Raw genomic sequence first — 20,860 nt, forward strand, 5'->3', positions numbered from 1 at the left:
GGCAAGAGCCGTCCAAACGCGCCCCAGACCGACCCAGAGGAAGCCCATGGATTTCGACCTGCCTCCCCAACTCGTGGCCTATCTGGCGGAGCTGGACGACTTCATCGAGCGCGAGATCAAGCCGCTGGAGCTTGAGGACGACAACATCCGCTTCTTCGACCACCGCCGCGAATACGAACGCACGGACTGGGAGCGCGGCGGCCTGCCGAAGCACGAATGGGAAGCCCTGCTGGGCGAGGCGCGGAGGCGCGCCGACGCGGCCGGCCACCTGCGCTACGGCTGGCCCAAGGAGCTGGGCGGCGGCGGCGGGAGCCAGCTCGACCTGGCGGTGATCCGCGAGCACCTGGCGGCCAAGGGACTTGGCCTGCACAACGACCTGCAGAACGAGCACTCGATCGTCGGCAACAACCCCTTCATCCTGATGTTCAAGGCGTTCGCCACCAACGCCCAGTACGAGCGCGACGCCGACAAGCTGTTGAACGGCAAGATGCGCACCGGCTTCGGCCTGACCGAGCCCAACCACGGCTCCGACGCCACCTTCATGGAGACCACCGCCGTCCGCCAGGACAAGGACGGCAAGCCCGGCTGGCTGATCCGCGGCGAGAAGATGTGGACGACGGGCATGCACGTGGCGACCCACTGCATGGTCTTCGCCCGCACCTCGGGCCAGGACGGCGACGCCGCCGGCATCACCTGCTTCATCGTCCCGGCCGACACGCCCGGCGTGAAGGTCGAGGAGTACCTGTGGACCTTCAACATGCCCACCGACCACCCGCGGGTCAGCTTCACCGACGTCTGGGTGCCGGAGGACAGCTACTGGGGCGAGATCGGCGGCGGCCTGGGCCTCGGCCAGAGCTTCGTGCACCAGAACCGCATCCGCCAGGCGGCCTCGTCGCTGGGCGCGGCGGTCTTCTGCATCGAGGAGAGCGTGAAGTACGCCCGCGAGCGCAAGCCGTTCGGCAAGGCGCTGGCCGAGAACCAGGCGATCCAGTGGCCGCTGGTGGAGCTCTCGACCCAGGCCGAGATGCTGCGCCTTTTGATCCGCAAGACCGCCTGGCAGATGGACCGGATGGACCACAAGGAGATCGAGCGGACCATCTCCGACAAGGTGTCGATGTGTAACTACTGGGCCAACCGCCTGGTCTGCGAGGCGGCGGACCGGGCCATGCAGGTCCACGGCGGCATCGGCTATTCGCGCCACAAGCCCTTCGAGCACATCTACCGCCACCACCGCCGCTATCGGATCACCGAGGGCTCGGAGGAGATCCAGATCCGCAAGGTCGCCGCCTATCTGTTCGGCTACGCCGGGCCCAAGCGCCGGGCCTTCAAGGAACAGGGCATCGGGGCCTAGATTCAAAGATGTAGACCCTGATTCAGCGTTCAGGCCGCTTCGGCCTGAACCCATCAGGGTCTAGGCCGCCGCGGCGTCGCCGTAGAGGCGGTCGAACACCGGCGGCAGGCTGTCGGGCAGGCCGAACAGCGGGCCGGAGGAGAGCAGCAGCACCACCTCGTCGCCCTGCAGCGCCGAGAGCGCGCGCGTCGTCTCCTCCGCCCCGGAGACGCCACGCACATCGACGCCGGCCGCGGCGGTGCGGGCCAGGATGTCGGCCTGGCTCGACTGGTGGTGGCTGGCCGCACCGTGGGTCGGCGGCGGCAGCATCAGCACGCGGCTCACGCCCTCGAACACGGTGTCGTACCAGGAGAGCGCGTCGGCGCTGCGCCAGGAGAAGGTGTGCGGCTCGAAGACCACCACCAGCGGTCGGTGCGGATAGTGCAGCAGCAAGGCCTCGATGGCCGAGCGCGCCTTCTCGTAGGACGAGCCGAAGCCCTCGATCACCGGGATAGCGGAGCCGCTCGTGAGCCGATCGAGGCGGCGGCGGATGCCGGCGAAGCTCGCCACGGCCGCCGCCAGCTGCGCCTCGGCCACCAGGCCGCGCTCCAAGAGGTAGGCCGAGACCCCCACGATGTTCTCGATGTTGTGGGCGCCCAGCAAGGTGGTGGCGAGCGCGATCCGCCCGCCGTCCGGCCGCACGAGGTCGAAGCGGGTGGTCTCGCCGAAGGCCACCGCGTCGGCCCACCAGCCGTCACAGCGATCGGTGTCGTACCAGACGATGCGGCTGGCGGCCTCGCCGGCGATGGCGCGGATCGCCGGATGCGCGCGGGCCGTCAGCAGGCCGTCGGCCGGCAACAGGCGCAGCAGCTCGCGGAACGGCGCCTGGTAGTCGGCGAAGGTCGGGAAGACGTTGACATGGTCGTGGACCAGCGAGGTCAGCAGCACGTCGCGCGGGTGATAGAGCACGAACTTCGAGCGCCGGTCGGCGGCCGAGACGATGTATTCGTCGCCCTCCAGCACCACCTGGGCCGCCGCGCCCCAATGGCCGGTGTCCGGCAGCGACGGCGAGATGGCGCCCACCATCCAGCCCGCGTCGACGCCCGCCTGGCGCAGGACATGGGCCATCAGCGCCGCGCAGGTGGACTTGCCGAACGAGCCGGCCACCACGGTGTTGACGCGCCCGGCCGTCGCCTCGCCGACCAGCTCGGGGAAGGTGGTCACCTTGATCCCGCGTGCGCGGGCCGCGGCCACCTCGGGATTGGCCTCGCCGCCCAGCTTGGCGCTGGTCCCCAGCACCAGGATGTCGAGATCGGCCGGCAGGTTGGCGGCGTCGAACCTGCGGAAGAACGGGAAGCCCAGGCCTTCCACATAGGTCGAGATCGGCGGGAAGACGTCCTCGTCGGAGCCGGAGACCTGATGGCCCGCCCCACGCATCATCACCGCGGCGGCGCTCATGCCGGCGCCGGCGATGCCCGTGAAGTGGATGCGCATCCTGGTGACCCGTTGAGCTTGGGCGCGTCGATTCGCCCGCCGCGCCCGGACGCCCCAGGACTAGCCCAGAGCCCCTCGCGCTCCAATCGGGACCCGGCGCCGCAGGCGTCGCGCCTTAAGCGTCCTTACGATCGCCTTTCGAAGCCCGCGCGGCGTTAACCGACGTTTAACCACACGAGTCCAACCTCGCACTGTCTTCCTTGAAGACACCCCACCATCACCGACTTTGTGTAGCCCGGCGTTCGCGCCGGGCTCTTTTTTCGAGTGCGGCGCCGCGCCGGTTCCGCCTGTGGTCCTGGCCGGCTTGCATGGACGGACGGGCCAGCGTATAGGCCCCACCCTCGACGGCCTGATCCCCGATAGCTCAGCTGGTAGAGCAGTCGGCTGTTAACCGACTTGTCGCAGGTTCGAGTCCTGCTCGGGGAGCCATCGAACCTTCCTGCTCCTAGCGGCCCTTCAGCGCCGTGCGCGAGGTCGCCACGATCCAGGCGGCGGCGGTGAGCGTCACGGCCACGAACAGGAGGGTGAGCTCGGTGCGGTCGCCGGGCTTGGCCGCCACCCGCGGCAGATGCACCAGCAGGACGAAGGACGTCATCATCAACGCCTCGGCCGTCGCCGCCCAGCGCCGCCGGATGCCGGCCACCAGGGCCAGGCCCACGCCCAGGTGGATCGCGCCGGTCAGATAGGCCAGGCCCAGCCGCTCCGGCAGCCAGGCCGGGACCATGCCCGCGGTGAACCTGGCGTAGGCGAAGTGCGAGACGCCGAACATCACGCAACAGGCGCCGAACAGCCGAAGTTCGATGTCGGTGAGCGTCCCCGGCCCGGCCAGCATCTCGCGGCGCAGCAGGAAGCCGCCCAGCGCCATGGCCGCGCACTCCGCGACCGCCAGCCACAAGGTGAGGTCGGCCGGATGAGCCACGACCTTCGGCAGGTGCAGCCCCAGCACCCACAGGCCGATGAAGGCGCCGGCGATCCCCGCGCCCAGGGCGCGGTAGCGGCTCATGGCCATCATCACGCCGGCGCCCAGCAGAACCAGGCCCGACAGCGCGCCCAACACCGCGTGCTGCGGCCAGGACGCCGGGACCGGCTCCCACTGCAGGGCGGTGTCCTGGTAGATCAGGCTGAGCACGCCCAGGCCGCAGAGGCCGGCGGCCATGCCGATGGCGGCCGCCAGGGCCAGGCTGTTCGATCGCCCGCGTGAAGCCATGGAATCGCTCCCCTTCCGACCGCCAGCCTAGCGCAGCCGGGCCGGAAGCGAGCCAGGCCTGGTCGATCCCAGCGATGATCGGCGGACGCCTCGCGAAATGCGGGCGGCCTAGCGCCGCCGCTCGGCCCGGCGCTGCTGGCGGTTGCCGCGCAGGTCGACGGAGACCCGGGCCAGGTTCTTCTGCCGCAGCTTCGCGCCCTCGTCGTCGTAGAGGAAGGGCACGAAGACGAAGCGTTCGCCCCGGGTCACCGGCGTCGCCTCGTGCAGCAGGCCGCAGGCGAAGACCGTGACCCCGCCCAGCGGCGGCCGATAGAGCCGGGGCCCGAACTCCGGAAAGCAGAGGTCGCCGCCCTCATAGCCGTCGTTGAGGTTCAGGGAGACGGCGAAGCGGCGGTGCGCGGTGCCGGCGGTGACGTCGTCGCGGTGGCGGGAGAAGAAGCCCTCCTCCTCCTCGCCATAGCGGCAGATCAGATAGCGTTCGATGTGCTGCGGCTGCCAGCCCAGCGCGCGGCGCACCATCGGGAAGAGCCGCGCCTCCAGGCGCTCGCGCAGGGCGTCGAGCACCGCCTGGTCCTCGATGAAGACGTCGCTGCGCCGCTTCAGGAAGGTGTCGATCTGCTGGACGGTCTGGCCGTCCACGTCCCTGGCGAAGCCGGAGGGCGTCGGGCCGCCGATCCGGTAGAACTCCACCAGGGCCGCGCACAGCTCCGGCTCGAAGATCCGCGGCAGGGTCAGCACAGGGGCGTTCTGGCGCTCGGCGGCCGCCGCCGCGTCGGCCAGCTCCTGCGCCAGGCGGTCGAGGACCACGGCAGTCGCCTCGATCGGCGCGCTCATGGCGATGCGGAAGGCCGGGTCGATCAGGAACAGGCAGGGCTGCAGGTTGGCCGCGTCGGCCACGCCGTAGAGCTTGCAGACCGCCAGGTCGAAATCCCAGAAGAACCGCACGCCGGGGTCGGAGTTGACCAGGCCCCGCTGGGCCCGGTCGGCGGGATCGATGCTGACCCCGAAGAAGGCGGCGTCGCGGCCGTTGAACAGCTCGCGGCGTTCGAGCGCCAGGGCCAGGCCCTCGGCGGTCGCGGCCTGGCCGGCGGTGCCGAAGAACATCAGCACGATCCAGCGCCCCGCCGCCACGTCCAGGCTGTAGCGGTCGACGCCGTCGGTCGCGGCGGCGAAGAACGGCGCGGGTTCGCCCACCTGCGGGATGTGGCCCATGGAGAGTTCCGGACGACGACTCGAACTTGAGCCGCCTTAGCCAGGATCGCTTAGCGCGAGGTTAGGATGATGTCGCGACTGTCGCGGATTGAAACCCGGATCGGCGGGCGCAGCGGGAGACGCCTTCAGGAACCGCCAAGACGCCAAGGGTGCGGCGGTGGCGCGGGTGGCGCGCCCTAAGGGGAACCACGGAATACACGGACCACACGGACAGGTTTCCCCGGCCGCCTTCCGCGTGGGTTCGTGGCTTTGACTCCCGCTCATCCCGGCGAAAGCCGGGACCCATAGGGCGCAGGGGGTCTCGGCGCGCGCGGCGGCAGGATTGCAGACTCAGCTTGGGTCCCGGCTTTCGCCGGGATGAGCGGGGGTTTTAGCCGGTGTCGGCGAGTGGGGGCTGTGGCGTGTTGGCCGGCGCGGAGCGGGTGGATTATGACGCCCGCCGCGACAACGATCTCCGCGCCAGAGGCCTTCGGGTGCTGCGGTTCTGGAACAGCCAGATAGCGTGGATCGGGGACCTTCGGGTCCAATGCCGCGTGGTCCCGCCGGCCGGCGCCGCCCTCTCCCAGCCTCTCCCACGGCGCTGCCGCGCCTGGGAGAGGGGCGGACTCCCCAAACGTCCGCAACGGGTCGAAGCCGGCCTTGTCGCGGGCTGGCCGAAAGCAGGCCTTCGCGGCTACCAGGCGCCGACGTTGGGCATCGAGACCCAGGGTTCGGCGGGCGGCAGGGCCGGGCCGGCCTGCAGCAGTTCGATGGAGATGTTGTCGGGCGAGCGGACGAAGGCCATGTGCCCGTCGCGCGGCGGGCGGTTGATGGTGACGCCCTTGTCCTTCAGCCGCTCGCAGGTGGCGTAGATGTCGTCCACCGCATAGGCCAGGTGGCCGAAGTTGCGACCGCCCTCATAGGCCTCCGGGTCCCAGTTGTAGGTGAGCTCGACCATGGGCGCCTTGTGGGCCTTGGCGGCGGCTTCGTCGCCGGGGGCGCAGAGGAAGACCAGGGTGAAGCGACCGCGCTCGTTCTCGACGCGCGAGACCTCCGACAACCCCAGCTTGTCGCAATAGAACGCCAGCGAGGCGTCGAGGTCGGTGACCCGGACCATGGTGTGCAGATACTTCACTTCAACCATCCCTTGCGCCGTGAGCCTGCGCGACACGGGGTCACGCGGCGAAGCCTGCGCTTCTGTGCTGCAATAGCGGACGCCTGAATAGCCCGGCGCGAACGGCCCATAAACGCCGATTGCGCCAAACTGCCCGTGAATTCGGTTGAACTCGCGTAACAGCGGCATCACAAGCGGCGCAAGCCTCTACCATGAGAGGCGCTAAACTTCAGGTGGCGTGATTCGCCGGAGCGACTAGGGGGATAGACCGGCTCGATGCGGATGAAGTCCCAATACCTGTTCGTCGTCGTCGTGGTGGCGGTGATCGCGGTCTATTTCATCGCGCGCAGCCTGTTCGGCGGCGGCGCGCATGTGGCCCAGGCCAAGCCGAAGGCGCCGGCCGCCGGCCCGCCTACCGTCCAGGCCAAGCTGATCCCCGAGGCCATCCGCACCTATGAGGTCATGGTGCGCGGCCGCACCCAGGCGACCCGCACCGTCGTCGTCCGCTCGGAGACCGCCGGCGTCGTCGCCCAGACCCCGGTGCTGCAGGGCGCCTACGTTAAGCAGGGCCAGGTGCTCTGCCGGCTGGCGGTGGACGCGCGCCAGGCGGCGCTGGACCAGGCGCACGCGGCCCAGCAGTCGGCGGTGCTGGCCCAGCAGCAGAACGAGGAGCTGGCGAAGAAGGGCTACCGCTCGCCCACCCAGGTGCTGCAGGGCCAGGCCAACCTCGACGCCGCCAAGGCCGCCGTGCGCACCGCCGAGATCGCGCTCGCCCAGGTGAACATCAAGGCGCCCTTCAACGGCGTGTTCGACCAGCGCGCGGCCGAGGTCGGCGCCTATCTCGCGCCGGGCCAGCCGTGCGGCACGGTGATCGAAATCGACCCGATGCTGATCGTCGGCGACGTGCCGGAGACCGAGGCCGCCGCCGTCAAGGTCGGGGCGGCCGCCACCGCCAAGCTGGTCAGCGGCCAGACCATCGCCGGCCACATCCGCTATGTCGCCCACGACGCCGACCCGCAGACCCGCACCTATCACCTGGAGGTCACCGCGCCGAACCCCCGCCTCGACATCCGCTCCGGCCTGTCGGCGGAACTGCAGATCGGCGCGGGCTCCGGCCCGGCGCACCTGGTGCCGACCTCGGCCCTGGTGCTCGACAGCGCCGGCCGCCAGGGCGTGCGCTACGTCCAGGCCGACGGCCGCGTGGCCTTCGCGGCGATCAAGGTGGTCGAGGAGACGCCGCAGGGCCTGTGGGTCACCGGCCTCAGCGGCCCGGTGCAGTTGATCACCGTCGGCCAGTCCTACGTCGCCGATGGCCAGAAGGTTCAGGTCGCCCAGGCGCGCTAGCGTCCAGGCGACAGGAGAGGACAGATGATCGGGGCCCTGATCGACGGAGCCATCAAGCGCAGGAAGGTCGTCCTGGGCGTCACGGTTATCGCCTGCCTGTTCGGCTTGTTCGCCTATCTGTCGATGCCCCGGGAGGCCAATCCGGATATCGACCTGCCCTACATCTACGTCACGGTGCCCTTCCCCGGCGTGTCGCCGGAGGACGCCGAGCGGCTGATCATCAAGCCGCTGGAGGTCGAGTTGCAGACCATCCAGGGGGTGAAGCACCTGAGCGCGGTGGCGCGCGAGGGCGTGGCCGTCGCCGTCCTGGAGTTCGACCCCAACTTCCCGAAGCAGAAGGCGCTCGACGACGTCCGCTCCAAGGTCGACCTGGCGCGCGCCAGGTTCCCGCCCGACGCCGAGCCGCCGGACATCGAGGAGCAGAGCTACGCCGACCAGCCGGTGATCGAGATCGTGCTGCACGGCGCCGCGCCGGAGCGGGAGCTGGCGCGCATCTCCCGCGACCTGAAGGAACGGCTGGAAAGCTCGCCGGGCGTGCAGGAGGCCTTCGAGAGCGGCGCGCGCACCGAGATGCTGGAAGTGGCCATCGATCCCCTGCGGATGGAGGCCTACAACGTCACCGCCAACGACCTGTCGGCGGTGATCGCGCGCAACAACCAGCTGGTGCCGGCCGGCGACCTGCGCTCCGGCGCGGGCCTGTTCGCCATGAAGATCCCCGGCGTGGTGCAGAAACCGGCCGACATCCTGGCCCTGCCGATCAAGAAGAACGGCGACAAGCTGGTCACCATCGGCGACATCGGCAGCGTGCGGCGCACCTTCAAGGAGCCGGACTTCATCACCCGCTTCAACGGCCAGCCGGCGGTGGCGCTGGACGTCACCAAGCGCAACGGGGCCAACATCCTGGAAACGGTCAGGACCGTCCGCAAGGTGGTGGCAGACGAACAGAAGCAGTGGCCCGCGACGGTCCGCGTCGACTACACCCACGACACCTCCGACTACATCGGCGGCATCCTGACCATGCTGCAGAGCGGCATCATCACCGCCAGCCTGCTGGTGATGCTGATCGTGGTGGCCAGCCTCGGCATCCGCCAGGGGATCCTGGTGGGCCTGGCGATCCCGGTCTGCTTCCTGATCGCCTTCATGATGATCCACGGCATGGGCGTGACGCTCAACCAGATGGTCATGTACGGCATGGTGCTGGCGGTGGGCATCCTGGTCGACGGCGGCATCGTGGTGGTGGAGTACGCCGATCGGAAGATGGCCGAGGGCATGCCCAAGGCCGAGGCCTTCGCCGCGGCGGGCAAGCGGATGTTCTGGCCGGTGGTCAACGGCACGCTCACCACCCTTTCCGCCTTCCTGCCGTTCCTGTTCTGGGACTCGGTGGTGGGCAAGATGATGAGCTTCCTGCCGCTCACCCTGCTGTTCGTCCTGGGCGCCTCGATCTTCGTGGCGCTGATCTTCACGCCCGCCCTGGGTTCGATCTTCGGGCGCGCCGCGGCGGTGGACGCGGCCCACCTGGCCGAGATCGAGAAGTCCGAGCACGGCGATCCGCGCCAGATGACCGGCTTCATGGGCTGGTACGCCCGATCGCTCGACTACCTGGGCCACCATCCCGGGCGCACGGGCGCCGCCGCCTTGCTGGTGATCGTCGTCATCCTGGGCGGGTTCATCGTCACGCCGCACCGGACCGAGTTCTTCATCAACCAGGACCCCGACGAGGTGACGGTCTACATCAAGGCGCGGGGCAACCTGTCGCCCGAGGCGCAGGACGAGCTGACCCGCCAGGTCGAGGCTCGCCTGATGGGGATCAAGGGCGTCCAGGATCTCTATGTGCGCGCCGGCGGGGTGTTGTCGAACGGCGGGCCGGGCTCGCCGCCCAACGACACGGTGGGCCGCATCGAGGTCCAGTTCGACAGCTACGCGGGCCGCAAGGCGCTGGGCCTGAGCGGCGAGGACGTCGCCACCGAAATCCGCAACCGCGTGGCCAACCTGCCCGGCATGCAGATCGAGGTGCGCGAGCCGGAAAGCGGGCCGCCGATCGGCAAGGCGATCCAGGTGCAGCTCCAGAGCCACGACCCGGCGGCGCTCAACAAGGCCGCCGACATCGTCAAGGCCAAGTTCGCCGCCGACCCGCAGCTCATCGACCAGGAGGACAACCGCACCTCGCCGGGGATCGAGTACAACCTGGCCGTCGACCGGGTGGCCGCGGGCCGCTACGGCGTCGACGTGCTGTCGGTGGGCCAGGCGATCCAGTTCCTCACCGACGGGGTGCTGGTCGGCCGCTACCGGCCCGACGACGTTCAGGACGAGCTGGACATCCGCGTCCGCTTCCCGGCCACGTCACGCACCGTGGCGGCCTTCGACCAGCTGAAGATCACCACGCCGTCGGGCCCGGTGCCCGCCAGCTATTTCGTCAAGCAGGTGCCGGCCCAGCAGGTCTCCCAGATCCAGCGGCGCGAGGGCCAGCGGCTGGTGTTGGTGCAGGCGAACACGGTCAAGGGCGTCGCCGCCAACCAGAAGATCGCCCAGCTGAAGCCCTGGATCGCCAAGGCCGGGCTCGACCCCGAGGTTCACGTCAAGTTCGTCGGCGCCGACGAGGAGGGCAACAACGCCATCCTGTTCTTCCTGGGCGCCGCGGGGGCCACCATCTTCCTGATGGGCACCATCCTGCTTTGGCAGTTCAACAGCTTCTACGGGATGGTCGTGACCCTGTTCGCGGTGATCCTGTCGACCATCGGGGTGATCTTGGGGATCGAGGTGAACTTCCTGCACACCTTCGACTACATCTCGGTGATCCTGGTGGGCACCGGGGTGGTGGCGCTGTTCGGCGTGGTGGTGGGCCACAACATCGTGCTGGTGGACACCTTCTACCAACTGCGCCGCCAGGGCTTCCCGGCCGACGAGGCGGCGGTCCGCGCCGCCGCCCAGCGCTTCCGCCCGGTGATGCTGACCACGGTGGTGACGGTGGCGGGCCTGCTGCCGATGATGTTCCAGATCAGCCCCAATTTCGGCAACGGCCATATCGAGCTGAAGTCGCCGGGGTCGGAATGGTGGGTGCAGCTGTCGGCCGCCGTGATCTGGGGCCTGTCGTTCTCGACCCTGCTGACCCTGATGCTGACGCCGGTGATGCTGGCCGCGCCGAAGGTGATGTCCGCCCGCTTCCAATGGCTGTGGCGGCTGGTGCGCGGCGCGCCGGCGCCCAAGCCGGTGAAGCCCTACGAAGTCCCCAGGGCCGCGGAGTGAGGGCCGCGGAATGAGGGCGGCGGAGTAGGCGTTTGAGCGGGCTGACGTCGCGCCTGGCGCTCGAAGCCGACCTGCCGGCCCTGGAGGCGGTGATGGACGCCGCCATCGGCGAACTGCAGAAGGGGTTCCTGAGCCCCGAGCAGATCGCCGCCAGCCGCACGATCATGGGCCTGGACCGCCAGCTGGTCGCCGACCGCACCTACTTCATCGTCGAGGAGGCGGGCCGCATCGCCGGCTGCGGCGGCTGGAGCCGCAGGGCCACCCTCTATGGCGGCGACCACACCCCGGGCCGCGATCCGGACCTGCTGGACCCGGCGCACGACGCGGCCCGGGTCCGCGCCATGTACACCCATCCCGATTTCGCGCGCCGCGGCGTCGGCCGGCTGATCCTGTCGCTGTGCGAGGCCGCCGCCCGCGCCGAGGGCTTCGCCCGCCTGGAGCTGATGGCGACCCTGTCCGGCCGCCCGCTCTACGAGAGCTACGGCTTCGCGCCGATCGAGGAGATCGTCGATCGGCGCGGCGGCGCGCCGGTGCCGCTGGTGCGGATGGGCAGATCCATTTGACCGTCATGGCCGGGCTTGTCGCGGCCACCCATGAACTCCGCCGCCGCAGGAAGACTGGCGCCGCCCGCGCGTATGGGTCCCCGGGACAGGCCCGGGGATGACGGTTGAACTAGCTTTCCCGGGTCTGGCGGCGCCACAGGGCCGCATATTCGCCGGTCTTGGCCAGCAGCTCGGCGTGGGTCCCGCGCTCGACGATGCGGCCGCGGCGCAGGACCAGGATCTGGTCGGCGTCGACGATGGTCGACAGGCGGTGGGCGATGACCAGGGTGGTGCGCCCGGCCTTGACCTTGCGCAGGGTCTCCTGGATCGCCGCCTCGGTGGGGCCGTCGAGCGCGCTGGTGGCCTCGTCGAGGATCAGCACCCGGGGGTTGGCCAGCAGGGCCCGCGCGATGCCCACCCGCTGGCGCTCGCCGCCGGAGAGCTTCAGGCCGCGCTCGCCCACCAGGGTCGACATGCCGTTCGGCAGGCTGTCGATGAAGGGGCCGAGCTCGGCGGCCTCGGCGGCCGCGCGGACCTCGTCGTTGGAGGCCCCGGGCCGGGCGAAGGCTATGTTGGCGTAGAGGCTCTCGTTGAACAGCGCCACGTCCTGCGGCACCAGGGCGACGGCCTGGCGCAGGGCCGTTTGCTTCACCTGGCGCATGTCCAGGCCGTCGATCAGCACCCGGCCCTGCTTCGGGTCGAGCAGGCGCATGGCCAACCGGACGGCCGTGGTCTTCCCCGAGCCTGACGGGCCCACCATGGCCGTGGTGGTCCCCGGCGCGACCGCGAAGCTCACCTCGCGCAGGCCCACGGAGCGGGCGTCGTGCTGGAAGGCGACGTGGTCGAAGGCGATCGAAGCGCCCTTGCCGCTTTCCGGCGGCAGCTCACGGGCGTCGGCGGCGTCGACGATGTCGGGGTCGACCGCGCGCAGCTCCACCATCTGCTCCATGTCGATGAAGGCCTGGCGGATCTCGCGGTAGTTGAAGCCCAGCATGCCGAGCGGCTGGTAGAGGCCGCGCAGCAAGAGCACCGCCATCATGATCTCGCCGATGCGCAGGGTCCCGTGCGACACCGCCGCGCCGGCCATCACCGTCATGATCGCCAGGCCGACGTTGAGGATCAGCGACTGGGCGGCGTTCAGCAGGTTCAGCGAATTGTTCGCCCGCACCGCCACGTCGACGTAGTGGTCCATGGCCCCGCTGTAGCCTTCCACCACCCGGACCTCGGAGCCGAAGGTCTTGACCGTCTCGTAGTTGATCAGGGCGTCGACCGAGAGCCCGGCGACGCGGGAATCCGCCTCGGCCCATTCGCGCCGGTGCGACAGCCGCCAGTCGGTGATCCGGAAGGTGACCACGGTGTAGATGACGATGGTCGCCAGCGTGGTCAGCGAGAAGCGCAGGCCGAGCCTGGTCCAGAACACCGCCATGGCCATGATCAGCTCGATGGCGGTCGGGCCGATGTTGAACACCACGCTGCGGATCAGGAAGTCCGTCGAGCGCGACCCGCGGTCGATGATCCGCGACAGCGCGCCCAGCTGCTTGGACTGGTGGAAGTCCATCGACAGCGAAAGCGCGTGGCGGAAGGTCTCGACCGCCGCCTTGGCCATGGTCGCCTGCGAGACCCGCGCGAAGATCGCGTCGCGGACGAACGGCACCCAGGCGGCCAGCAGCATCAGGCCCGCATAGCTCACCGCGCCCAGGACGAAGCCCATGGGCAGGGCGGCGCTGGTGATCCCGCCCAGGCCTTCCTTGAGCCCGTCGATGGCGTCGCCGATGACCACCGGCGCCCAGACGCCCGCGAACTTTCCGACGATCACCAGGCCGAGCGCCGCGGTGATCCGCAGGCGCAGCCAGGGCGCGCCGGAGCGCATGACCAGGCGGCCCAGGTCGGCCATGGAGCGCCAGAAGTCGAACTTCACCCCGGCCGCGGCGGGCGCGCCGCCGAACCGTCCGGCCATTCCAGGGTGGGCGAAAGCCAGGGCGAAAGCTCCGTCAGTGGACCAGCAGGGTGGATTGCACGCCGCCGCCGGGCGTCAACCAGTCGACGCGAAGGCCGGCGGAGGTGAGCTGGCTACGCACGGGCCCCTCCGCAAGGGGCGCGGCGGCCGAGACCTGCACCGTGGCCTGGTCCATCAGGGCGTAGCCGTCGCCGAAAACCTGGATGCGATGCGCGCCGGGCTTGACCGGCGTCTGGCCGCCCAGGCTGACCTGATAGCGGCCGGCGGAGTCGGCGCGGCCCTGGGCGATCTGGCGGCCGTCCATCAGCATCGTCACCACCGAGCCGGGCGCCACGCCGGCGCTGATCTCCATGCCGCCGCCGCGGTCGAAGTCGACGGCCCGCAAGCCTGGCTTGGCCGGGGGATCGATCCGCACCGCGCTCGCGCCGGCGCGCAGCAGGGCGCCCTGCCCCGACGGCGTGACCAGCAGGTAGCCCTCCGCCTGGGCCGAGCGGCCGTGGGTGGTGGCCGAAAGCCCGAAGATGCGCGCCTGGGCCGAAGCCGGCAGGACCACGGTCCAATGGCCCCTGGCGTCGGCCGGGGCGAACTGCACCTGGCCCGCGGGCGTCGCCAGGCGCACCTGCCCGCCGGGCGCGGCGATCCCGCTCAGCGTCACCCCGCCGGGGCCGGGGCGCACCGTCTCCACGCGCGGCGGCGCGAGATAGCCCGCCTCCTGGGTGGTGTCGCTGTCGGCGGCTGCCGACGGCTTTTCGCTGCAGGCGGCGAGCAGGCCGAGGGCGAACCCGCCCAGGGCGAAACGCGCCGCAAGGATCCGGAAAGTCACGGTTCGGTTGAAACTCCTTAACCCTGGGCCTAGCTAATCAGGCTTTCGCCGCGCCGCGACAAGCGCGCGTGAGATTCCGCCCCAAGCTTTCCTGGGAGATCCAATCGATGGGCGAAGCGCCCAACAGCCTGAAGTCCGTCTGTGTGTTCTGCGGCTCTTCCGACGCGGCCAAGCCGGCCTGGCTGGCCGCCGCGCGCGACCTGGGGGCCGCCCTGGCGGCGGCCGACCTGCGCCTGGTCTATGGCGGCGGCGGCGTGGGGCTGATGGGCGCGTGCGCGCGCGGCGCGCACGAGGCGGGCGGCAAGGTGCTGGGGATCATCCCGGACTTCCTGGTGGGCAAGGAGCGGGCCCTGGAGGTCGTCGAGCACATCATCGTGCGCTCCATGCACGAGCGGAAGCAGAAGTTCTTCGAGGAATCCGACGGCTTCGTGATCCTGCCGGGCGGCATCGGCACCCTGGAGGAGATCGTCGAGCTGCTGTCGTGGCGCCGGCTCGACCTGCACACCCGCCCGGTGGTCTTCTACAACCCCGACAACTTCTGGGAGCCGCTGTTCAAGCTGTTCCAGCACACCGTCGACGCCAAGCTGACCCCGCCCAGCTTCATGGGCGCCTGGAACGTGGTCGACCGTATCGAGGCCGTTGTGCCGTCGCTGTACAAGGGCGCCCCGGCCGGCAAGGCGAACCTGCTGACCGCGATCAGCTGACCTCCTCCCCTAATGGGGAGGGTGGCCGCGTGAAACGAGGTCGGGTGGGGACGTGTCGGCCGGAGTGCTGAACTCAGCAAATGAAGCAGACTTCCCCACCCTGATCGCCGCGCGATCTGTCCCTCCCCATTAGGGGAGGGTGTCAGGGGACGTTCGCCTCCAGTTCCTCGAGCCACACCCGCGCCGTGCCGTCGGAGGGCGCGCGCCAGTCGCCGCGGGGCGAGAGGGCGCCGCCGGAAATCACCTTCGGCGAGTTGGGCACGGCCGAGCGCTTGAACTGGCTGATCTCGAAGAAGCGGAACAGGAACAGCTTCAGCCAGGCCTTGATCTCGGCGAGGTCGTACTGGTGGCGCGCTTCCTCCGGGAAGTTGGGCGGCCAGGGGCCAGCCTTGGCGTCGCGCCAGGCGTGCCAGGCCAGGAACGCCACCTTGGAAGGCCTGAGGCCATAGCGGGTGATGTGGAACAGGCTGAAGTCCTGCAGCTCATAGGGGCCGACCTTGGCCTGGGTGGACTGGATGGCCCCCGTCGCGTCGGCCGGCACCAGTTCCGGCGAGATTTCGGTGTCGAGGATCGCCAGCAGGGTCTTGCTGGCCGCCTTCTCGAGCTGGCCGGTCTTCACCACCCAGCGGATCAGGTGCTGGATCAGCGATTTCGCCAGGGAGGCGTTGACGTTGTAGTGGCTCATCTGGTCGCCGACGCCATAGGTGCACCACCCGAGCGCCAGTTCCGACAGGTCGCCCGTGCCGACGACCAGGGCGCGGTTGTGGTTGGCCAAGCGGAACAGATAGTCCGTGCGCAGGCCCGCCTGGACGTTCTCGAAGGTCACGTCATAGACCGCCTCGCCCTTGGCGAAGGGGTGGCCCATGTCGCCCAGCATCTGGTTGGCGGCGGGGCGGATGTCGATCTCCGCGCCGGTGACGCCCAGCGCCTTCATCAGCGCCCAGGCGTTGGATTTGGTCCCTTCGCTGGTGGCGAAGCCCGGCATGGTGAAACCCAGGATGTCCGACCGCGGCTTGCCGAGCGCGTCAAACGCCTTGCAGGCCACCAGCAAGGCATGGGTGGAGTCCAGGCCGCCGGAGACGCCGATCACGATGTGCTTGGACTTCGTCGCGCGCAGGCGCTGGGTCAGGCCCTGCACCTGGATGTTGAAGGCCTCGTAGCAGTCCTGATCGAGGCGCGCCGGGTCGGACGGCACGAAGGGGAAACGGTCCAGCGGGCGGATCAGGCCCACGTCCTCGAACGCCGGGCGATGCTCGAAGCGGATGCGCCGGAAGCTGGCCTCCGGCCGCCCGGCCGCGACGGCGGCGTTGTTGAAGGTGGGGGTGCGCAGCCGCTCCAGCCGCAGCCGCTCCACGTCGATGTCGGCCACCGCCATCTGGGCGTGGGCCGGGAAGCGCGCGGTCTCGGCCAGCCGCTTGCCCAGTTCGTGGATCGAGGCCTGGCCGTCCCAGGCCAGGTCGGTGGTGCTCTCGCCCGGCCCTGCCGCCGAATAGAGGTAGGCCGCCTGGCAGCGCATGGACTGCGAGGCGCAGAGCAGTTCGCGGTCATCGGCCTTGCCGACCACGATGTTGGAGGCCGAGAGGTTGCAGAGGATCAGCGCGCCGGCCAGCGCCGCGCGGGTCGACGGCGGGGCCGGCGCCCAGAGGTCCTCGCAGATCTCCGCGGCGAAGCTGAAGTCGGCCAGGTCTGCCGCCTCGAACACCAGGTCGGTCCCGAACGGCGCCTCCTGCCCCGCCAGCCGGACCGTCAGGCCGCCCAGGCCCGCGCCCGGTGCGAACCAGCGATTCTCGTAGAATTCCCGATAGTTGGGCAGGAAACTTTTGGGCGTGACTCCGAGGATCCTGCCCCGGGCGATCACCACCGCGCAATTGTAGAGCGCGCCGGTCGCGCGCACCGGGGCGCCGACGATCAGCACCGGCGCCAAGTCGGCGCTGGCCGCCACGAGGCTCGCGATCTCGGCCTCGACCCGTTCCAGCAGGGCGTCCTGCAGCAAGAGGTCGTCGATGGCGTAGGCGGAAAGCCCCAGCTCGGGGAACAGCATCAGGTCGCAGGCTTCGGCGTGGCCCTGTTTCGCCAAGGCCAGGGTCTCGGCGGCGTTGAACCCCGGGTCGCCCACCGCCAGCGCCGGCGTGCAGGCGGCGACGCGCACGAAGCCGTGACTGTGGATCGCGTGGAACGGTCGGCTCACGAGTGGCTGCCCCTCGTCAGGTCATCCCCGCATCAACGACCGATTTGCCGCCCGGGAGAAATGCTCACTTTGAGCATATATAGGTGGAGCGTTGAGAAATGGCAAAAATCCTTCTCCCCATAGGGGAAGGTGGCGAGTCATTGATCGGCCTCCTCCCTTGTGGGAGGAGGTGGCCTGCGGAGCGGGTCGGAGGTGGGGTCTCTGGGACTCTCGGCGTTGGCAGAATTGGCGTCATTCACGGATGGCAGGCGCGACCCCACCTCCGTCAGCCTCCGGCTGACACCTCCTCCCACAAGGGGAGGAGGACGCTAACGATCTTAGTCGTCGCGGTGGACGCGCTCGCGCCGCTCGTGGCGCTCCTGGGCCTCGAGGCTGAGGGTGGCGATGGGCCGCGCGTCGAGGCGGGCGACGCCGATCGGCTCGCCGGTCTCCTCGCAGTAGCCGTAGCTGCCGTCCTCGATCCTGCGCAGCGCCTCGTCGATCTTGGAGATCAGCTTGCGCTGACGATCGCGCGTGCGCAGTTCAAGTGAGCGGTCGGTCTCCGACGAGGCGCGATCCGCCAAGTCCGGATGATTCTCGGTTTCGCTCTGTAGATGTTTGAGGGTCTCTCCAGATTCGCGGAGGATGTCCTCTTTCCACGTGAGCAGCTTCAGCCGGAAATATTCGAGCTGCCGCTCATTCATGAACTCTTCGTCCTCGGAAGGACTGTAAGTCGAATTCTCGACCAACGCGGCTGACGCCTTCATCGACAACTCCGAGCCCCTGACTCCGACGACACGCGCGGCGCTTATAGCAAAGAAAACAGTGGTTTCAACGCTGCGGTGTGGTTACGCGCGTTTACGCCGCACGGGAGGCCTGCTCCAGCTTGGCCATTTCCACGGCGGCCCGCAGCTCGATATCGTCCAGCACCGCTTCCAGTGCGGGATCCTCGGTGAGTTCGCGTTCGTCGCGGATCGCGCGGCGCAGGCGGTCCAGGTCGGCCCCGCCGATCTCGCCCTCCAGCAGGCCCACCTTGATCTCGTCCAGCACGTCCAGGATCCGGCCCGCACGGCGCACGGCGCGGCGTTTGCGCTCCAGCGGCCCGCCCAGTTCCTGCAAGGCGATCAGGGCGTCGACACCCACCACCCCGCGCACCGCGCCGCTCGAAGCCACCTGTGCGGCGCCCGCGGCCGGGCCGGGCGTGGCGATATGGAACCCATCGCCGCCCGCAGCCGGGCGCGACGGCGCAGCGCCCGAGGACGATCCGATCCCGCTTGGGCCGGTGACCTTCATGCTGAGCGCCTGATCCCTCTAGTTCTAAGCCACTTGGACCCTGTTCTCGGCTGCAACGCTTGCAGCATGGTTAATGCCGGGCAAAATCTGCCGCCGGGCATCCGACGCCGACGTAAAGGCTCATGGCCGGCATTTGTTTTCCTTGAAGATTCCGGCCTCCTTGAGCTGGCACGGGCCTCGCATGGGACGAACGCCAAGAAGCTTCGTCAGGACTCCATGCGTCTGTCCCTCCGCTCCATCGTCATCGCGCTCGCCGCCCTGGGCCTTGCCTTCGGCGCCGCGATTCCGGCCGCCGCCAAGTCGCGCATCAAGGATATCGTCAACTTCGAGGGCGTCCGCGAGAACCAGCTGATCGGCTACGGCGTCGTGGTCGGCCTGAACGGCACCGGCGACGCCCTGCGCAACAACGCCGAGACCAAGCAGAGCCTCGAGAACATGCTCGAGCGGTCGGGCCTCAACACCCGCGCCGCCGACCTGACGCTGAACACCAAGAACATGGCCGCGGTGATCGTGACGGCCAACCTGCCGCCCTTCGCCACGCCGGGCACCAAGTTCGACGTCACGGTTTCGGCGATGGGCGACGCCAAGAGCCTGCTGGGCGGCACCCTGCTGATGACTCCGCTCTCCGCGCCGAACGGCGACGCCTACGCCTCGGCTCAGGGCACGGTGCAGACCGGCTCGATCAGCGCCTCGGGCGCCTCGGGCTCCACGGTCTCGAAAGGCGTGCCGACCGCCGGCCGCATCGCCGGTGGGGCGATCATGGAGACGGACGCCCACTTCGACCTGGTCAACATGCAGACCATGCGCCTGACCTTGCGCAATCCCGACTTCACCACCGCCCAGCACGTGGCCGAGGCGATCAACGCCCGTTTCCCCGGCTGCGCCCAGCAGCAGGACGCCGCGGTCGTCGCGATCCGCCCGCCGGCCGGCCTGAACATGGTGGCCTTCGTGAACCAGCTGGAGAACCTGACCGTCGACGTCGACGCCCCGGCCAAGGTGGTGATCGACGAGGTGGCCGGCGTGATCGTGATGGGCGAGGCGGTGCGGATCTCCACCGTCGCCATCCAGCAGGGCAACCTGACCATCACGGTCAAGGAGAGCTCGCAGGTCAGCCAGCCCGGGGCCTTCTCCAAGGGCACCACCGCCATCGTGCCGCAGAGCGACGTCTCGGTGGACGAGGAGAAGGGCAAGAAATTCGTGACCCTGAAAGCCGGCGCGTCGCTGTCCAACCTGGTCGCCGGTCTCAACGCCCTGGGCGTCACACCGCGCGACATGATCTCCATCCTGCAGAGCATCAAGACCGCCGGCGCCCTGCAGGCCGAAATCGAGGTGCAGTGATGAGCGACCTCTCAGCCGCCGTCGTCCCGACCAGCCTGCTGACCGCCCCGAGCCTTCCCGGGACCACTGGCCCGCAGATGAGCGCCTCGGAAGCGGCCAAGCGCGCCCAGATCAAAGACACCGCCAACAAGTTCGAGGCCTCGTTCCTGTCGGTGATGATCGGCCAGATGTTCGAGCACGAGGACGAAGGCGTCGACAAGGCGTTCAGCGGCGGCGACGGCGCCCAGATGTTCAAGTCCTTCCTGGCCGAGGCCATGGCCAAGAAGATGGTCGCCAACGGCGGCGTCGGCCTGGCGTCGGCCGTGCAGCGCGAGATGCTCAAGATGCAGGGCCTGCACTGATGAGCGCCACGCCGGACGACGCCCGCGCGCGGGTCGAACAGCTCATCATCCTGACCGACCGGCTGACCGGCCTGGTCGCCGAGCAGGCCAAGTGCTTCGAGGCCCGCCGCCCGCAGGACGCGCTGGCGTTCGGCGAGGAGGTGAGCCGGCTCGCCAACCTCTACCGCCACGAATCGGCGCGGGTGCGGGGCGCGCCTGCGCTGGTCGCCGCCGCGCCGCGCGAGCTGCGCCTGCGCCTGGTGCGCTCCACCGAGGCGTTCGACGCGGTCCTCGCCCGCCAGGCCCGCGCCGTCGGCGCCGCCAAGACCGTCACCGAGGGCCTGGTCCGCGCCATCGCCGAGGAAGTCGCCAGCCAGCGGCACAAGGGCGTCAGCTACGGCGCCAACGGCGTCCAGAGCCCCGCCGGTGCGGCGGTGGCCATCACACTCAACAAACGCGCCTGATTCAAACAACCGTTTGACGCGCCGACCCGGACGGCGTTAGCCTGCGCCCGTCGTCGGAGCGTTTCCGGCGATCTACGTTCTCAGGGCGGGGTGAAAGTCCCCACCGGCGGTAATGCCCTCCTTGGCGCTTCCGGCGCGAGGGTGGGACGAGCCCGCGGGCGCCTGTGGCCCTCCAAAGGCCGCGGGGACAAGCAGACACCGGTGCGATCCCGGGGCCGACGGTTAGAGTCCGGTTATGAGAACCGCTGAACGCGTGCGCTCAGGCTTCGGCCAGGCGCGCGTGGGCGGCGTCTCCCTGAGTCGTGGTTCCTCGAACCCGTCAGGGAGAA

The 20,860-nt window shown here is 69.6% G+C and carries 17 protein-coding genes, 1 tRNA gene and 1 pseudogene; 10 read left to right on the top strand and 9 right to left on the bottom strand.

Going from position 1 to position 20,860, the window contains the following annotated elements:
* The first annotated feature begins 46 nt into the window (after positions 1-46).
* Positions 47-1,351: an acyl-CoA dehydrogenase family protein gene (locus VGL85_RS16265; RefSeq protein WP_331590021.1), complete on the top strand. Its 1,305-nt coding sequence runs from the start codon at positions 47-49 to the stop codon at positions 1,349-1,351.
* A 60-nt stretch (positions 1,352-1,411) separates the two neighbouring features.
* Here VGL85_RS16265 and VGL85_RS16270 read toward each other — a convergent pair whose 3' ends face one another.
* Positions 1,412-2,824, bottom strand: coding sequence for a Mur ligase domain-containing protein (locus VGL85_RS16270; protein ID WP_331590022.1), 1,413 nt, complete (start codon positions 2,822-2,824; stop codon positions 1,412-1,414).
* A 353-nt stretch (positions 2,825-3,177) separates the two neighbouring features.
* Here VGL85_RS16270 and VGL85_RS16275 point away from each other — a divergent pair.
* A tRNA-Asn gene (locus VGL85_RS16275) sits at positions 3,178-3,253 on the top strand.
* A 16-nt stretch (positions 3,254-3,269) separates the two neighbouring features.
* Here VGL85_RS16275 and VGL85_RS16280 read toward each other — a convergent pair.
* Both VGL85_RS16280 and VGL85_RS16285 read right to left on the bottom strand, forming a co-directional pair.
* The gene (locus tag VGL85_RS16280) at positions 3,270-4,031 is read right to left on the bottom strand and encodes a hypothetical protein (protein WP_331590023.1); all 762 of its coding nucleotides are present in this window, start codon (positions 4,029-4,031) and stop codon (positions 3,270-3,272) included.
* A gap of 108 nt (positions 4,032-4,139) precedes the next feature.
* The gene (locus VGL85_RS16285; RefSeq protein WP_331590024.1) at positions 4,140-5,243 is read right to left on the bottom strand and encodes a redoxin domain-containing protein; all 1,104 of its coding nucleotides are present in this window, start codon (positions 5,241-5,243) and stop codon (positions 4,140-4,142) included.
* 422 nt (positions 5,244-5,665) lie between these two features.
* On the opposite strand from VGL85_RS16285, the pseudogene VGL85_RS22185 reads away from it, so the two are divergent.
* Positions 5,666-5,734, top strand: a pseudogene (locus VGL85_RS22185) (DUF559 domain-containing protein); the annotation flags it as partial.
* 182 nt (positions 5,735-5,916) lie between these two features.
* Here VGL85_RS22185 and VGL85_RS16290 read toward each other — a convergent pair.
* Positions 5,917-6,357, bottom strand: coding sequence for a VOC family protein (locus VGL85_RS16290; RefSeq protein ID WP_331590057.1), 441 nt, complete (start codon positions 6,355-6,357; stop codon positions 5,917-5,919).
* A gap of 255 nt (positions 6,358-6,612) precedes the next feature.
* Here VGL85_RS16290 and VGL85_RS16295 point away from each other — a divergent pair, with 255 nt between their 5' ends.
* Genes VGL85_RS16295 through VGL85_RS16305 form a run of 3 tightly spaced genes read left to right on the top strand, consistent with a single transcriptional unit; the run spans position 6,613 to position 11,486 of the window.
* The gene (locus VGL85_RS16295; RefSeq protein WP_331590025.1) at positions 6,613-7,680 is read left to right on the top strand and encodes an efflux RND transporter periplasmic adaptor subunit; all 1,068 of its coding nucleotides are present in this window, start codon (positions 6,613-6,615) and stop codon (positions 7,678-7,680) included.
* Positions 7,681-7,704: 24 nt separating this feature from the next.
* Positions 7,705-10,923: an efflux RND transporter permease subunit gene (locus VGL85_RS16300; protein WP_331590026.1), complete on the top strand. Its 3,219-nt coding sequence runs from the start codon at positions 7,705-7,707 to the stop codon at positions 10,921-10,923.
* Between the two features lie 32 nt (positions 10,924-10,955).
* Positions 10,956-11,486 (top strand): GNAT family N-acetyltransferase, encoded by a 531-nt coding sequence (locus tag VGL85_RS16305; RefSeq protein ID WP_414695285.1) that lies wholly within the window; start codon positions 10,956-10,958, stop codon positions 11,484-11,486.
* Positions 11,487-11,595: 109 nt separating this feature from the next.
* Here VGL85_RS16305 and VGL85_RS16310 read toward each other — a convergent pair whose 3' ends face one another.
* The gene (locus VGL85_RS16310; protein WP_331590027.1) at positions 11,596-13,422 is read right to left on the bottom strand and encodes an ABC transporter ATP-binding protein/permease; all 1,827 of its coding nucleotides are present in this window, start codon (positions 13,420-13,422) and stop codon (positions 11,596-11,598) included.
* A gap of 34 nt (positions 13,423-13,456) precedes the next feature.
* Positions 13,457-14,245, bottom strand: coding sequence for a hypothetical protein (locus tag VGL85_RS16315; protein ID WP_331590028.1), 789 nt, complete (start codon positions 14,243-14,245; stop codon positions 13,457-13,459).
* 107 nt (positions 14,246-14,352) lie between these two features.
* Between VGL85_RS16315 and VGL85_RS16320 the strand changes: the two genes are divergently transcribed.
* Complete coding sequence (locus VGL85_RS16320; RefSeq protein WP_331590029.1) at positions 14,353-14,949, top strand: TIGR00730 family Rossman fold protein; 597 nt, start codon at positions 14,353-14,355, stop codon at positions 14,947-14,949.
* Between the two features lie 142 nt (positions 14,950-15,091).
* Here the strand turns inward: VGL85_RS16320 and VGL85_RS16325 are convergent, their stop codons facing one another.
* The 3 genes from VGL85_RS16325 to VGL85_RS16335 all read right to left on the bottom strand — a co-directional run bounded on the left by VGL85_RS16325 (position 15,092) and on the right by VGL85_RS16335 (position 18,409).
* On the bottom strand, positions 15,092-17,137 hold the full coding sequence (locus VGL85_RS16325; RefSeq protein WP_331590030.1) for an NAD(+) synthase: 2,046 nt from the start codon (positions 17,135-17,137) through the stop codon (positions 15,092-15,094).
* 317 nt (positions 17,138-17,454) lie between these two features.
* The gene (gene dksA / locus VGL85_RS16330; RefSeq protein WP_331590031.1) at positions 17,455-17,883 is read right to left on the bottom strand and encodes an RNA polymerase-binding protein DksA; all 429 of its coding nucleotides are present in this window, start codon (positions 17,881-17,883) and stop codon (positions 17,455-17,457) included.
* Positions 17,884-17,974: 91 nt separating this feature from the next.
* Positions 17,975-18,409, bottom strand: a complete 435-nt coding sequence (locus tag VGL85_RS16335; RefSeq protein ID WP_331590032.1) for a flagellar assembly protein FliX — start codon at positions 18,407-18,409, stop codon at positions 17,975-17,977.
* Between the two features lie 216 nt (positions 18,410-18,625).
* On the opposite strand from VGL85_RS16335, the gene VGL85_RS16340 reads away from it, so the two are divergent.
* From VGL85_RS16340 to VGL85_RS16350, 3 genes are read left to right on the top strand one after another with little or no spacing between them, the layout of a single operon-like run.
* Positions 18,626-19,747, top strand: a complete 1,122-nt coding sequence (locus VGL85_RS16340; RefSeq protein WP_331590033.1) for a flagellar basal body P-ring protein FlgI — start codon at positions 18,626-18,628, stop codon at positions 19,745-19,747.
* A complete protein-coding gene (locus tag VGL85_RS16345; protein ID WP_414695286.1) occupies positions 19,747-20,088 on the top strand; it encodes a rod-binding protein in 342 nt (113 codons plus the stop codon). The genes VGL85_RS16340 and VGL85_RS16345 overlap by 1 nt, the downstream gene beginning before the upstream one ends.
* Positions 20,088-20,531, top strand: coding sequence for a flagellar basal body protein (locus VGL85_RS16350; protein ID WP_331590034.1), 444 nt, complete (start codon positions 20,088-20,090; stop codon positions 20,529-20,531). Before VGL85_RS16345 ends, VGL85_RS16350 begins: the two co-directional genes overlap by 1 nt.
* Positions 20,532-20,860: the final 329 nt, after the last annotated feature.

It is taken from the genome of Phenylobacterium sp., assembly GCF_036501465.1.
Classification (GTDB): domain Bacteria; phylum Pseudomonadota; class Alphaproteobacteria; order Caulobacterales; family Caulobacteraceae; genus Phenylobacterium.